Source organism: Streptomyces sp. NPDC002643 (assembly GCF_053592555.1).
Genome location: NZ_JBSFVY010000011.1, coordinates 211,618 through 225,801, shown reverse-complemented (window position 1 = coordinate 225,801; position 14,184 = coordinate 211,618). Strand labels below are relative to the sequence as shown.

Below are 14,184 nucleotides of genomic sequence, written 5' to 3'. Positions count from 1 at the left end.
GTTTCGGCGCTCCCGCACGCCGGCGCCTCAGCCGTCTCGTCCGCCGCCGATCGTCATCCACCGGTTCAGCGCGTCGGCCCTGCGTCCGCAGCCACCGCACGGCCGGATTCCCACCGCCGAGGTCACCCGGGCGACGGCGTCGCCCAACCCAACCTCCGGGCCCTCGTGCGCGAAGCCCGGGATACGGACCCGGTGGCGGGGCCTGTCGTGCGGGCGCGACTCACCGGGGCCGGGTTCCGACGGCACCCTGGGGCCGGATTCCGTCGACTCACCGAGGTCGGGGGCCGTCGACTCACCGGGGCCGGGTCGCGTCGGCTCTCCGGCCACACGGCGACCGCCCGCTCCGGCCGCACCGCGACCGCTCGTCCGGGCCGCGCCCCGACCACTCGTTACACCGTCAACCATCCTGCTCACATCCCGGTGTTGACGACTCTCACCCGGCGCCACCGGCGCGCGCCCGCCCCCTTCCACCGTCCTCCCGAGGCGCCCGGACCGCACCCCGACCGACCGGTGACCGCCGGGCGAGCGCGGTCACCGGCCTCAAGACCTGGACCTCAGCCGGTGGTCCACCAAACCGTCGTGTCCCCCGGCAGCTTCGCCTCGTCGGCCGCCACCGTGACCTCGCCGTTGGTGATCAGGACGTCGCCGTACGCGGGGATGCGGACGGACTCGGTGGTGGTGTTCACGACGCAGACGAAGTCACCGCGGCGGAAGGCGAGGACGCCCTCGGGGGACTTCAGCCATTCGACGGAGTCACCGGGGCCGAGGGCGGGCTCCCGGCGCCGTACGGCGAGGGCCGTGCGGTACAGCTCCAGCGTCGAACCCGGCGCCCCCGTCTGGGCCTCGACGCTCAACTCGCCCCATTCGGCGGGCTGGGGCAGCCAACTGCCGCCCGTCCCGAAGCCGTACGACGAGCCCTCCCGCGTCCAGGGGATCGGCACCCGGCAGCCGTCGCGGAAGCCGTCCTGGCCGGCGCCCCGGAAGTACGCGGGGTCCTGGCGGACCTCGTCGGGCAGGTCGACGACATCGGGGAGGCCCAGCTCCTCGCCCTGGTAGATGTAGGCGGAGCCGGGGAGCGCCAGCATCAGCAGGGTCGCCGCCCGGGCACGACGGAGCCCCAGTTCGCGGTCGCCCGCGAGACGGATCTGCGTGCCGAGGCCCGGCTCGTTGGCGAAGCGCGTCGCGTGGCGGGTCACGTCGTGGTTGGACAGGACCCAGGTGGCGGGGGCGTTGACCGGGCGCATGGCGTCCAGGGTGCGGTCGATGACGACCTTCAGCTCGGCCGCGTCCCAATCGGTGCTCAGATACTGGAAGTTGAAGGCCTGGTGGAGTTCGTCCGGGCGGACGTAGTTCGCGGTGCGCTCCACGGTCGGGGTCCACGCCTCGGCGACGAAGATCCGCCCGCCCGTCTCCCACCACCGCCCTTCTGAGGAAGGCCCTTCGGGCCCCTTGTTTCCCGCGTACTCGTCCAGGACGAGACGCCATTCGCGGTAGATCGCGTGCACACCGTCCTGGTCGAAGAACGGCATGACATCGTTGCCCAGCAGCTTCACCTGGTCGTGGGAGCCCAGGTCGGGCAGTCCCTCCGCCTTCACCAGGCCGTGGGCGACGTCGATACGGAAGCCGTCGACGCCCATGTCCAGCCAGAAGCGCAGGATGGAGCGGAACTCGTCGCCGACCGCCGGGTGCTCCCAGTTGAAGTCGGGCTGCTCGGGGGCGAAGAGGTGGAGGTACCAGTCGCCGGGGGTGCCGTCCGGTTCCGTGATCCGGGTCCAGGCGGGCCCGCCGAAGATGGACTCCCAGTCGTTGGGCGGGAGTTCGCCGTTCCCACCCTTGCCCGCACGGAAGTGGTAACGGTCGCGCAGCGGTGAGCCGGGGCCCTCCGCCACCGCCCGCTTGAACCACTCGTGCTGGTCGGAGGAGTGGTTCGGGACGAGGTCGACGATGACCCGGAGGCCCAGGTCGTGGGCGTCGCGGATCAGGGCGTCGGCGTCCAGCAGATTGCCGAACATGGGGTCGACGGCGCGGTAGTCGGCGACGTCGTAGCCGGCGTCGGCCTGCGGGGAGGCGTAGAAGGGCGACAGCCAGACCGCGTCGACGCCCAGATCGCGCAGATACGGGAGTCGGGAACGTACGCCCTCCAGGTCGCCCATGCCGTCACCGTTGCTGTCGGCGAAGCTGCGCGGATAGACCTGGTAGATCACGGCGTCGCGCCACCAGTCGCGGCGTGCGGCGACGGTGGCCACGGCGGAGTTGTCGGCCGGGTCGGCGGAGGAGTGCTGGCTCATGGCGTCCTTGGTGAGTAACGGAAGTCGGGTACGAGGCGGCCGCGGTGACAGCGGGGTCGGATGGACACCGCGACCGCCTCGGGTTTTCGGGGAGGGGGAACGATGAGCGCCCTTCAGGGGCGCGGGGAACTGCGCGACCAGCCACAACGGCGCCGCAGCCGAACCACGCACCCCCACCGGAGCCTCACCCCTTGGTGCCACCCGCAGTCAACCCGGTAACCAAGTTCTTCTGCACGAGATAGAAGAACCCGGAAACAGGAATCGCGACCAGCACAGCCGTGGCGGCCATCAGGTTCCGCTGGGCGTCATGCTCACTGACAAAGCTCTGCAGCCCCACCGCGAAGGTGTACTTCGTGTCCGACAGCATGAATGTCGAGGCGAAGGCGACCTCCCCGAACGCGGTGATGAAGCTGTAGAACGCGGCGACCGCGAGCCCCGGCTTGGCGAGCGGGAGGATCAGCCGCGCGAACGTGCCGAAGGGGGTCAGCCCGTCGACGCGTCCGGCCTCGTCGATCTCGAACGGGATCGTGTCGAAGTAGCCCTTCAACAGCCAGGCGCAGTACGGCACGGCCGTCGAGCAGTAGACGAGGATGAGTCCAAGGTAGCTGTCGATGAGCTTCAGTTCGGAGAGAATCTCGTACATCGGCACCATCAGGACCGCGACCGGGAACATCTGGGTCACCAACAGCACCCACATGAACTTGCGGTAGCCAGGGAAGCGCATCCGCGAAACCGCGTAGCCGGTGGAGGCGGCGATCAGCACCCCTATGACGGTGGTGCCGAGGGAGACCACGAGCGTGCTGACGAGCCAGTCGAAGAACGGTGTCTCCTTCAGCACGAAGGTGTAGTTGTCGAACGTCATCTTCCCGAAGATGCGCCCGGGGTGCAGATAGTCGTCCTTGTCCGGGCCGAGGGACAGGAAGACCAGCCAGGCGATCGGGAAGAGCGCGACCAGGCTCGCCACGGTGAGGATCGCGTGGGAGGCGAGGGAGCCGGCGAGGCTGTTCTCGCCCCGTCGGCGCGTTCGGCGCGGCGCGTCCCCGGTGGTCCGGGCGGCCGGCCGGTCTTCGGCGGCCGGGGTCGTGACGGTCGTCGTGGTGCTCATGGTGGCTCCTGCCTCAGATCGCGAGCTGCTGCTCATCGCGGTTCAGCCAGCGGCGGTAGACGGAGGTGAAGGCGATCAGGATGGCCAGCAGCAGGATGCCGTAGGCGGCCGACTGCGCGAAGTCACGCGGCTGCTGTCCGAAGCCCAGGTAGTACGCCCAGGTGACGAGGATCTGCGCGTCGGGCGCGGTGTCGCCGAACAGCAGGAAGATCACGGCGAACTGGTTGAACGTCCAGATGACGCCGAGGAGGACGACGGTGGAGCTGACCGACCTCAGGCCCGGCAGGGTGACGTAGCGGAAGCGCTGCCAGGCGCTCGCGCCGTCCATCTCGGCGGCCTCGTAGAGCGAGGTGTCGATGGACTGCAACCCTCCCAGCAGCGAGACCATCATGAACGGCACCCCGCACCAGGTGTTGACCATGACGGCGGCGAACCGCTGCCAGAAGGTGTCCTCCAGCCACAGCGGCGTCGGCAGGTGCAGCGCGTCGAGGGCGGCGTTGATGATGCCCTCGTCGGCGAGCATGAACCGCCAGCCGAACACGGTGACGAACGTCGGCACCGCCCAGGGCAGGACGAGGATCAGCCGGTAGAAGGTGCGGCCGCGCAGCTTCTGGTTGAGCAGCAGCGCGAGGCCGAGGCCGATGACGTAGTGGAGGGTGACGCAGAGGACCGTCCAGGCGATCGTCCAGATGAAGTGCGACCAGAAGCGGTCGTACGACGTCGGGCCCCACAGGATGTCGGCGTAGTTGTCGAAGCCGATGAACTCGTAGGTCGCCTCGATGCGGTTGACGCCGATCGTGCGGGCCGAGTTGAGGCTGTTGGCGTTGGTGAGCGTCAGATAGAAGCCCCGGACCAGCGGATACACCACGAGGACGCCGAGGACGACGACCACCGGGGCGATCATCGCGTACGCGTACCAGTAGCGCTGGTACGACTGCTTCAGCCGCGTCAGCGGGCCGGGGCGCCCGCCGCCCGGCTCACCGCGGCGCTTGCCGGTCGCGCGGTCGATGGCGACTGTCATCGTTCGACACCTTCTGGAAGATCTGGAAGATCGGTGGCTGGGCTTGCGCAGGGCAGTGGCCGCCGCATCCCTCCCCCGAAGCCGGGGATGCGGCAGCCACTCGGGGTCATTTGCTGTAGTCCGGGACCAGCTTGGCGATCGCGGTCTCCGCGTTGCTCAGACCCTTGTCCAGGGACTCCTTTCCGCCCGCGACGGCGAGCAGCTCGGTGTCGAGCGGGCCCCACAGGGAGCTGTACTCGGGCAGCTCGGGGCGCGGCTGGGCGGCGGCGAGGACGGTCTGGTAGCCGGCGATGCCCGGGTCGGCCTTGACCTCGGCGGTGTACGCGTCCTCACGCGTGGGCAGCGTGGAGTTCTTCAGGGCGATGGTCTCCTGGGACTTCGCCGAGGTCATGAAGTTGACGAACTTCAGCGCGGCCTCCTGGTGGGCCTGGTCCGAGCCGGCGTACACGGAGAGGTTGTGGCCGCCGGTCGGGGCGCCCGGCTTGCCGGTGGTGCCGGCCGGGACGGTGGCTATGCCCAGGTTGGCCTTGTCCTTGAAGGCGGAGCCCTTGTAGAAGTTGGTGATCTCCCACGGGCCCTGGATGATCGCGGCGACCTTGCCGTTGACGAACGCGTCCTGGATGTGGGCGTAGGCGTCGGCGGTGGTGTCGGCCTTGTGCAGGCCCTTGCCGTCGAAGAGGCCCAGCCAGGTGCCGTACGCCTTCTTGGCCTCGGCGGAGTTCACGGTGATCTTCTTGGCGGCGACGTCGACGGTGTCGGTGCCGTCGCCGTAGAGGAAGGACTGGGCGTAGTAGGCCTGGGTGGAGCCCCAGTAGCCGTCGACGCCGGTCTTGTCCTTGATGGTGGCGGCGGCCGTCTTCAGGTCGTCCCAGGTCTTGGGGGCCTCGGTGATGCCGGCCTTCTCGAAGAGTTCCTTGTTGTAGACCAGCGCGAGGGTGTCCGTGACGAACGGGACGCCGTAGGTCTTGCCGTCGTACTGGGCCTGCTGGAGCAGGCTGGGCTGGAACTTGTCCTGGTCCGCGAGGGCCTCGGTGCCGTCGAGCGGCGCGAAGAAGCCCTTCTTGGCGAAGGCGGGGGTCCAGCCGACCTCGGAGCGCAGCACGTCCGGGGCGCCGGTGGCGCCGGCGGCGGTGTCGAACTTGTTCTGCGCCTGGTCGAACGGCACATTGACGTACTTGACCTTGATGTCCTTGTTGGCGGCCTCGAACTCCTCGACCAGGGCCTTGTACGTCGGCGCCTCATTGGTGGCGTTGGAGGTGTCCCACCAGGTGATGGTGACCGGACCGTCGGCGCTCTCGCCGCTGTCGCTTCCGCCGCAGGCCGTCGCTGTGAGGGCGATCGACGCCACCAGCGCGGTGGCCGCTATGCCACGCCGCATGAGTTCTCCTTGAGGGTGAAAAGCCCGTGGGTGCAGGGGGCGGTCCCGTCGCCGCTCCTGTCTCGCCGACCGCGCATCGCCGCCGCCGGGCGTGGCCGAACGTAACAGCGTTGTAAGCGCGACGAAAGACCTTGCTGCAAAAAATTGCAACAACGGGCGATGGTTACCGGCCCGTGACCTGCGCTCGACTTGGCCGAAACCCGGTATCGGGGCCGCTCAGCGGGGGTTCGTACGGCTGTGAAAGACTCTGCAAGCTCTTGCCACCACCGACGGGGACGGCAATCATCACCCTGTCAGCGCCTTGCGGACGCGGGGCACGGACACCGACCGGAATCACGCCGGACACCGACCAGAATCACGAGGGACCGTTGATGACGCCGCAGCAGCCCGCAGTGGGCCGCACCCCCGCCCGCACCCGCCGCAGGGCCGGTGGGCAAGCGGACACCCGGCCGGTACAGTCCAGTGCTGTGACCACACGGCTTGCCGACATCGCAGCCCAGGCGGGGGTCAGCGAGGCGACTGTCAGCCGCGTCCTGAACGGGAAGCCGGGCGTCGCCGCGACCACCCGCCAGTCCGTACTCGCCGCCCTCGACGTCCTCGGCTACGAGCGGCCCGTACGGCTGCGCCAGCGCAGCGCGGGCCTGGTCGGTCTCATAACCCCGGAGCTGGAGAACCCGATATTCCCGGCGCTGGCCCAGGTCATCGGCCAGGCGCTGACCCGGCAGGGCTACACCCCGGTCCTCGCCACCCAGACCCCGGGCGGTTCCACGGAGGACGAACTGACGGAGATGCTCGTCGACCGCGGGGTCGCCGGCATCATCTTCGTCTCCGGACTGCACGCGGACACCTCCGCCGACATGCAGCGCTATGAGCAACTGCGCGCCCAGGGTGTGCCGTTCGTGCTCGTGGACGGCTTCTCCCCCAAGGTGCAGGCGCCTTTCATCTCACCGGACGACCGCGCGGCGATGACGCTGGCGGTGACCCACCTCGCCTCCCTGGGCCACACCCGCATAGGTCTGGCCCTCGGCCCGAAACGCTTCGTGCCCGTGCAGCGCAAGATCGAGGGCTTCGTCCGCACGATGCAGGACCAGCTGGGCCTTGCCGCGGCGGACATCGAGGCGGAGCTGGTCCAGCACTCCCTGTACACGCTGGAGGGCGGCCAGGCGGCGGCCACGGCGCTGATCGACCGGGACTGCACGGCGGTGGTGTGCGCGAGCGACATGATGGCGCTCGGCGCGATCCGGGCGGCCAGGCAGCGCGGCCTCGACGTGCCGAAGGACATCTCGGTCGTCGGCTTCGACGACTCCCCCCTGATCGCCTTCACCGACCCGCCCCTGACGACGATCCGCAAGCCGGTCCCGGCGATGGGCCAGGCGGCCGTGCGGACGCTCCTGGAGGAGATCGGCGGTACGCCGGCCCCGCACAGCGAGTTCGTGTTCATGCCGGAACTGGTCGTGCGCGGCTCGACGGCTTCGGCGCCGGGGGAACGCGGCCGATCCTGAACCTTCCGGGGCCCGAGCCCGGCGGCCCCTCCATGGACCGAACCCGATCATCTCTGAACCGAATTCGATCACCCGCGGAGCGAACCCGAAGCCCCTACGGGGCGTCCTCTTACCTGGGTGGGAGAAAGCCACGGGCGGGGCGATACGTACGGAGGAGACGTCCCCCTGAGGTACCCCCACGGACGTGCGTGATGAACCCGACCAGAGGATGATCGGAGGGGCATGGCTTTTCTGGCAGACTCTGTGCACATGGGTGACACGACCGTGACGACGCCGAAGGAAGGCCGGGAGCAGGCCGCTCCCCGGTCCGTCACGGCTGTGCCGGAGCAGGGCGTGCCGGAGCAGAGGTCCCTGCACCGGCTGCGGACTCCGCGTCGCCCCCGCTTCTGGTTCGAGATCCTTCTGATCGCGGTGAGTTACTGGACGTACTCACTGATCCGCAACGCGGTGCCGGAGCAGAAGGCCGAGGCGCTCGCCAACGCCGACTGGATCTGGAAGGTGGAGCACCACCTCGGGATCGCCGTCGAGGACACCGTCAACCACGCGGTGAACTCGGTGACATGGCTGATCGTCGGCATGAACTACTACTACGCCACCCTGCACTTCATCGTCACGCTCGGTGTCCTGGTGTGGCTCTACCGCAGCCACCCGGGCCGCTACGCGGCGACGCGCCTCGTGCTCTTCGCGACCACGGCCGTGGCCCTGATCGGCTACTACTTCTACCCGCTGGCCCCGCCCCGCCTGATGACCAGCGAGAAGTTCATCGACACGGTCCTCGTCCACCAGACATGGGGCTCCATGGCCTCCGGCGACCTGAAGCACATGTCGAACCAGTACGCGGCCATGCCGTCGATGCACATAGGCTGGTCGCTCTGGTGCGGCCTGACGATCTTCGCCCTGGCCTCGGTGCCCTGGGTCCGCGTGCTCGGCCTCCTCTACCCCGCCCTGACCCTGGTCGTCATCGTCGCCACCGCCAACCACTTCTGGCTCGACGCCGTCGGCGGCATGCTCTGCCTCACCTTCGGCTACACGGTGGCCCGCCTCTGGTACGGGACCCTGCCGTACGCACTACCGAGAACGGTGACGGCGAGTGACGGGGGCCGGCGGTTGGCGCCGGTGAAGGCGTAGCTGTCCGGCCGGGTCCCTGGCGGGGGTTTCAGGGGTCCCTGGCGGGGGTTCCAAGGGGGCGCAGCGCCCCTTGGCGGGGTCCGGGGCGGAGCCCCGTGGCGGGGGGAAGGGGGCGCAGCCCCCTGGGATGGGAAGGGTAAGGGCGGCGGGGGCGAGAACAATCGTCGCGGAACCCGGCTGCGAGCTGAACGGCCCCCACCCCCACCACTCCGGTTAGGCTCATGCCCGTACGACCTTGGTCGACCTTGATCGAGCGGCGATCGAACGAGAATGCGGGACTTCGACGGGAGGCCGAGGATGGCGGCGGCGCCGGGGCGCAGGAGCAGTACCTTCTCACGGCTGCTGCGGCACGGTTTCACCGATCCCCAGGCCGCCGAGCGGCTCCTGGAGAGCGTGGACCTGACCGCCGTACGCAACGACCCCGTCCTGCTGGACGCACTCGGCGCGACAGCGGACCCCGACCTCGCGCTGCTGGGCCTCGTACGGCTACTGGAGGCGCAGCCGGACCGTACGGCGCGGCGGGAGCTGCTGGACACGCTGATAGCGGCCAAGCCGCTGCGGGACCGGCTGCTGGGGGTGCTCGGCGCGTCGACGGCGCTCGGGGACCACCTCGCGCGCCACCCGCACGACTGGCAGGCGCTGGTGACGTACGAGCCGCAGGATCTGCATCCGGGGATCGAGGAGTTCGAGCGGGGCCTCGCCGAGGCCACCGACCCGGTGTCGCTGCGGATCGCCTACCGCCGCTGTCTGCTGTCGATCGCCGCCCGGGACGTGTGCGGGACGACCGATGTCGCCCAGGCCGCCGCCGAACTCGCCGACCTGGCCACCGCCACCCTGCGCGCCGCCCTCGCGATCGCCCGCGCCGCCGCCCCCGAGGACGACGCCCAGTGCCGGCTGGCCGTGATCGCGATGGGCAAGTGCGGCGGCCATGAGCTGAACTACGTCTCCGACGTGGACGTGATCTTCGTCGGGGAGACCGCCGACGGGGCCGACGAGCAGAAGGCGGTCCGCGCGGCCACCCGTCTCGCCTCGCACATGATGCGGATCTGCTCCGAGACGACCGTCGAGGGCAGCATCTGGCCCGTCGACGCCAATCTCCGCCCCGAGGGCCGCAACGGCCCGCTCGTACGCACCCTCAGCAGCCATCTCGCCTACTACCAGCGATGGGCGAAGACCTGGGAGTTCCAGGCCCTGCTCAAGGCGCGGCCGGTCGCCGGGGACATGGAGCTGGGCGAGGCGTATGTCACCGCGCTCGAACCGCTGGTGTGGAAGGCCGCCGAGCGCGAGAACTTCGTGCCCGATGTGCAGCGGATGCGGCGCCGGGTCGTGGCGAACATCCCGGCCGCCGAGGTCGACCGTCAGCTGAAGCTCGGCCCCGGCGGACTGCGGGACGTCGAGTTCGCCGTACAGCTGCTGCAGCTGGTGCACGGCCGCGCGGACACCACGCTGCGCTCCGGCACCACCCTCGACGCGCTGCGGGCGCTGGCCGGGGGCGGCTATGTGGGCCGGATGGACGCGGCCCAGCTCGACACGGCGTACCGCTTCCTGCGCTCCATGGAGCACCGCATCCAGCTGTACCGGCTGCGCCGCACCCATCTGGTCCCCGAGGACGACGCGGACCTGCGGCGCATCGGCCGCTCGCTGGGCCTGCGCACCGAGCCGGTCGCCGAGCTGCAGCGCGAGTGGCGGCGCCACGCGGCCGTCGTACGACGACTGCACGAGAAGCTGTTCTACCGACCGCTCCTCGACGCGGTGGCCCAGCTCGCCCCGGGCGAGACCGGGTTGAGCACCGACGCGGCCCGCGAACGCCTGGTCGCGCTCGGCTACGCCGACCCGGCCGCCGCCCTGCGCCATCTGGAGGCGCTGGCCTCCGGTGTCTCCCGCAAGGCGGCCATCCAGCGCACGCTGCTGCCGGTCCTGCTCGGCTGGTTCGCCGACTCGGCCGACCCCGACGCGGGCCTGCTGAACTTCCGCAAGGTGTCGGACGCGCTCGGCAGGACGCCCTGGTATCTGCGGCTGCTGCGCGACGAGGGCGCCGCCGCCGAGAACCTGGCCCGGGTCCTGTCCGCCGGCCGTCTCGCCCCCGACCTGCTGATGCGTGCCCCGGAGGCGGTGGCGCTGCTGGGCGACGGTGACGGTGCGGCCGGTGGCGCGGGCGGCCTGGAACCCCGGGAACGGGCCCAGCTGGAGCAGGAGATCCTGGCCGCCGTGGGCCGCGCCGACGACGCCGCGCAGGCGGTCACGGCCGCACGCGGCGTCCGCCGGCGCGAACTGTTCCGTACGTCCGCCATGGACATCGTCGGCTCCTACGGCACCGAGTCGACGCCGGCGGCCGCCGATCAGGGCGCGCTGGTGGACCTGGTCGGCGGCGCGGTGTCGGACCTGACGGCGGCGACGCTCGCCGGGACGCTCCGGGCCGTGGTCCGCGAGGGCTGGGGCGACACCCTCCCCACCCGTTTCGCCGTCATCGCCATGGGCCGCTTCGGAGGCCACGAACTGGGCTACGGCTCCGACGCCGACGTCCTCTTCGTGCACGAGCCGTGGGAGGGCGCCGACGAGCAGGAGGCGGCCCGCGCCGCGAACAAGGTGGTCGCCGAGATGCGCCGCCTGCTGCAGATCCCCAGCTCCGACCCGCCCCTCCTCATCGACGCCGACCTGCGCCCGGAGGGCAAGTCGGGCCCGCTCGTGCGCACCCTCACGTCGTACGAGGCGTACTACCGCCGCTGGTCGCTGGTCTGGGAGTCCCAGGCCCTGCTGCGGGCCGAGCCCGTCGCCGGGGACGAGGACCTGGGCCGCCGTTTCATCGACCTGATCGACCCGCTCCGCTACCCGGCGGAGGGCCTGGGCGAGGACGCCGTACGCGAGATCCGCCGGCTGAAGGCCCGGATGGAGTCGGAGCGGCTGCCCCGGGGCGCCGATCCGACCCTGCACACCAAGCTGGGCCGCGGCGGCCTCTCCGACGTCGAGTGGACCGTCCAGCTCCTCCAGCTCCGCCACGGCTGGGCCGAACCGGGCCTGCGCACCACCCGCACCCGCGAGGCCCTGGCCGCCGCCCGCGCCGCCGAACTGGTCACCACCGAGGACGCGGCCATCCTCGACGAGGCCTGGGTCCTCGCCACCCGGGTCCGCAACGCCGTGATGCTCGTACGGGGCCGCGCGGGCGACACGTTCCCCTCCGACGGCCGCGAACTGGCCGCCGTCGGCCGCTACCTGGGCTACGGCCCCGGCCATGTCGGCGACATGCTCGACGACTACCGCAGGACGACCCGGCGGGCTCGGGCGGTGGTGGAGGAGCTGTTCTACGGGGCGTGAGGGCGTGGGAGACGAGGCCGGCCTCGGCGGCGCCCGGGCCGCCGGTACACGCCGCCGCACTCGAAGACCCCCCCACCGGCCGACGGTCCCAACGGCGGCTCGGCCGACCGCCCGGCAAAGGTGCCCCCGAGGCCACCCGCGCTGCCTCTTTTCCTCTGTCGCCGGGCCCGCCCGCTGTCCTACACACGGAAGGAACGGGGAGGAGGCAGGGCCCCGGTGAGCGAAGGGGAGTCGGCGTATGCGGGACCGGAGTCGGGACGAGCAGGACGGGGGAGGCCGGGGGTCCGTTCGGGTCGCCCCGCGCCGTGTGGACGCGGGGCGCACGGCCGAGTCCATGACAGCGGCCGGTGCGCGGCAGGACCTGCCCACGGGGCTGCGCCAGGGGCTGCCCACCACCCCCGCCGGGTTCCTGGCCCTGCAACGGCTCGCGGGCAACGCGGCCGTGTCCCGCGCCGTCACCGCGCAGCGGCACGCGGCGGGCGGGCCGGGGCACCGGTGCGAGGAGGAGGCGGAGCGTACCGGCGGCCCCTCGGAGCCGGTGCGGCGCAGTACGTCCGTCCATGAGGTGCTGGGCACGTCGGGCCGTCCACTGCCGGGGCCGGTGCGTCAGGACATGGAGGCCCGGTTCGGCGGGACCGACTTCGGTGACGTACGCGTCCACGACGACGCGGCGGCCCGTCGGTCGGCACAGGAGATCGGGGCGCGCGCGTACACCTCCGGCAGCCATATCGTCATCGGCGACGGCGGCGGCGACCGGCACACGCTCGCCCATGAACTCACCCATGTCGTCCAGCAGCGCCAGGGCCCGGTCGCGGGCGCCGACCACGGTGACGGGCTGCGTCTGTCCGACCCCTCGGACCGTTTCGAACGGGCCGCCGAGGAGAACGCCCACCGGGTCCTCTCCGCGCCGACCGCCGCGCCCGCGCCCACGGCCGAGAGCGGCAAGAGCGGCAAGAGCGGTGAGACCGCCGAGGCCGTGCAGCGGGCCGTGGGAGGACCGGCGATGGAGGGGCCCGCGATGGTGGGAACACCGGCGGTGGGGACGGCCGCCATGGCGATGCCCGCCGTGCAGCGCGCCGGCTCGTCACGGGGGACGGCCGCGCTGGACCGGCCGACGCGACGCCGACGGGTGGACGTCGCCGGTCTCCCCGACTTCTTCGAGCTCCCGTCCTACACCCGCAGCCGCACCCGGGGTGCCGGCGGGACGCGCTCCCACGCCGTCCTCGGCCCGAACGGCTACTCCAGCAGAGGCACCGACGCCGACAGCACGCTGCCGCCCGCCATCGTCCAGGCCCGCCGCGACTACGGCATCCGCTTCATCGCCGGACACCTGCTGAACTCGGACTTCGGCGGCAGCGGCACGGACTCGAAGAACCTGACCATCCTGACGCCGGGCGCCAACTCCCGTATGAAGGGCTTCGACGACCCGGTCAAGGTCGCCGCGGAGACCCTGCGCAAGGTGTACGTCGGGCTGTCCCGTCTCTACTGCCCTGTCGACCTTCTGGCGTACGGCATCGAGATCGAGGTCAGCACGAGCGGGCCCGAGTACGTCTGGGACGACAGCTACCCCGGCAACTGCATCTCCCAGTTCGTCCACTGCCGGGCCGGAGTCATCGGGGGGTCGGCGATCGACGACTGGTACGAGGACTATCTGAACGGCGGAGCGCGCGACCGGCGGTCGGACGATCTCTGGGCCGAAGTGCTCGCCAACGCGGCCCTGGTGCGCCGCCTGGTGAGGCAGGCGAACCGGTACGTCACCATCAGCAACGAGGAATGACCAGGGGGCGCCCCGGTCCCGTACGGGGCGCCCCCTGCCGTGTCCGTCAGCGCGGTGCGGCGCCCCGGTCCTTGAGCATGCCCGTCATCAGGGAGATCTCGGACTCCTGGGCGTTGACCATCCCCTGGGCGAGCTTCTTCTCCACGCCGACCGTGCACCGGGAGACACAGCCCTCGGCCATGTGGATGCCGCCCTTGTGGTGGTCGGTCATCAGCTGGAGGTAGAAGATCTCGGCCTGCTTGCCGTTGAGCTTGCCGAGCTTCTCCATCTCGGCGTCGGTCGCCATCCCGGGCATCAGGGAGCCGTCCTCGCCGGAGGCCATGTCGCCCATGCCCATCCAGGCCATCGGCTTCTCCGAGGACACCTTCGGCAGACCCCACAGATCGAGCCAGCCGATCATCATGCCGCGCTGGTTGGCCTGGGTCTGGGCGATGTCGTAGGCGAGGCGGCGCACCTCCTCGTCGTCCGTGCGGTCACGGACGATGTACGACATCTCGACGGCCTGCTGGTGGTGGACCGCCATGTCCCGGGCGAACCCGGCGTCCGCCGAGTCGGCGGACGGGGTCTTCAGCCCCGAGTCTCCGTCGGCGTCGGCGACCGCGTAGGTGATCGCCCCGGCCGCGACGAGCACCGTCGCGGCTCCCGAGGCGATCCAGGCGATGTGCTTCATATG

Annotated in this window: 9 protein-coding genes; 4 read left to right on the top strand and 5 right to left on the bottom strand. The window is 70.9% G+C overall.

Annotation, left to right across the window (positions count from 1 at the left end; all coding sequences use genetic code 11):
- Positions 1-554: 554 nt before the first annotated feature.
- The 4 genes from ACWD4G_RS19040 to ACWD4G_RS19025 form a co-directional block, all read right to left on the bottom strand.
- Positions 555-2,288 (bottom strand): glycoside hydrolase family 13 protein, encoded by a 1,734-nt coding sequence (locus tag ACWD4G_RS19040; protein WP_451294771.1) that lies wholly within the window; start codon positions 2,286-2,288, stop codon positions 555-557.
- A 184-nt stretch (positions 2,289-2,472) separates the two neighbouring features.
- On the bottom strand, positions 2,473-3,393 hold the full coding sequence (locus tag ACWD4G_RS19035; protein ID WP_451294769.1) for a sugar ABC transporter permease: 921 nt from the start codon (positions 3,391-3,393) through the stop codon (positions 2,473-2,475).
- A gap of 13 nt (positions 3,394-3,406) precedes the next feature.
- Positions 3,407-4,414: a carbohydrate ABC transporter permease gene (locus ACWD4G_RS19030; protein ID WP_451294767.1), complete on the bottom strand. Its 1,008-nt coding sequence runs from the start codon at positions 4,412-4,414 to the stop codon at positions 3,407-3,409.
- A gap of 106 nt (positions 4,415-4,520) precedes the next feature.
- Entirely contained in the window at positions 4,521-5,792 is a 1,272-nt protein-coding gene (locus ACWD4G_RS19025; protein ID WP_451294765.1) for an extracellular solute-binding protein, read from the bottom strand.
- A gap of 467 nt (positions 5,793-6,259) precedes the next feature.
- Between ACWD4G_RS19025 and ACWD4G_RS19020 the strand changes: the two genes are divergently transcribed.
- The 4 genes from ACWD4G_RS19020 (at position 6,260) to ACWD4G_RS19005 (ending at position 13,511) form a co-directional block, all read left to right on the top strand.
- Positions 6,260-7,294, top strand: coding sequence for a LacI family DNA-binding transcriptional regulator (locus tag ACWD4G_RS19020; RefSeq protein WP_451294763.1), 1,035 nt, complete (start codon positions 6,260-6,262; stop codon positions 7,292-7,294).
- A gap of 249 nt (positions 7,295-7,543) precedes the next feature.
- Positions 7,544-8,422, top strand: coding sequence for a phosphatase PAP2 family protein (locus ACWD4G_RS19015; RefSeq protein WP_451294761.1), 879 nt, complete (start codon positions 7,544-7,546; stop codon positions 8,420-8,422).
- 297 nt (positions 8,423-8,719) lie between these two features.
- Entirely contained in the window at positions 8,720-11,734 is a 3,015-nt protein-coding gene (locus tag ACWD4G_RS19010) for a bifunctional [glutamine synthetase] adenylyltransferase/[glutamine synthetase]-adenylyl-L-tyrosine phosphorylase (RefSeq protein ID WP_451294759.1), read from the top strand.
- A 238-nt stretch (positions 11,735-11,972) separates the two neighbouring features.
- Positions 11,973-13,511 carry an eCIS core domain-containing protein gene (locus tag ACWD4G_RS19005; RefSeq protein WP_451294757.1) on the top strand — a complete coding sequence of 513 codons (1,539 nt, stop codon included), beginning with the start codon at positions 11,973-11,975 and terminating at the stop codon, positions 13,509-13,511.
- 46 nt (positions 13,512-13,557) lie between these two features.
- Here ACWD4G_RS19005 and ACWD4G_RS19000 read toward each other — a convergent pair whose 3' ends face one another.
- A complete protein-coding gene (locus ACWD4G_RS19000; RefSeq protein WP_451294755.1) occupies positions 13,558-14,181 on the bottom strand; it encodes a DUF305 domain-containing protein in 624 nt (207 codons plus the stop codon).
- Between the last annotated feature and the right edge of the window lie 3 nt (positions 14,182-14,184).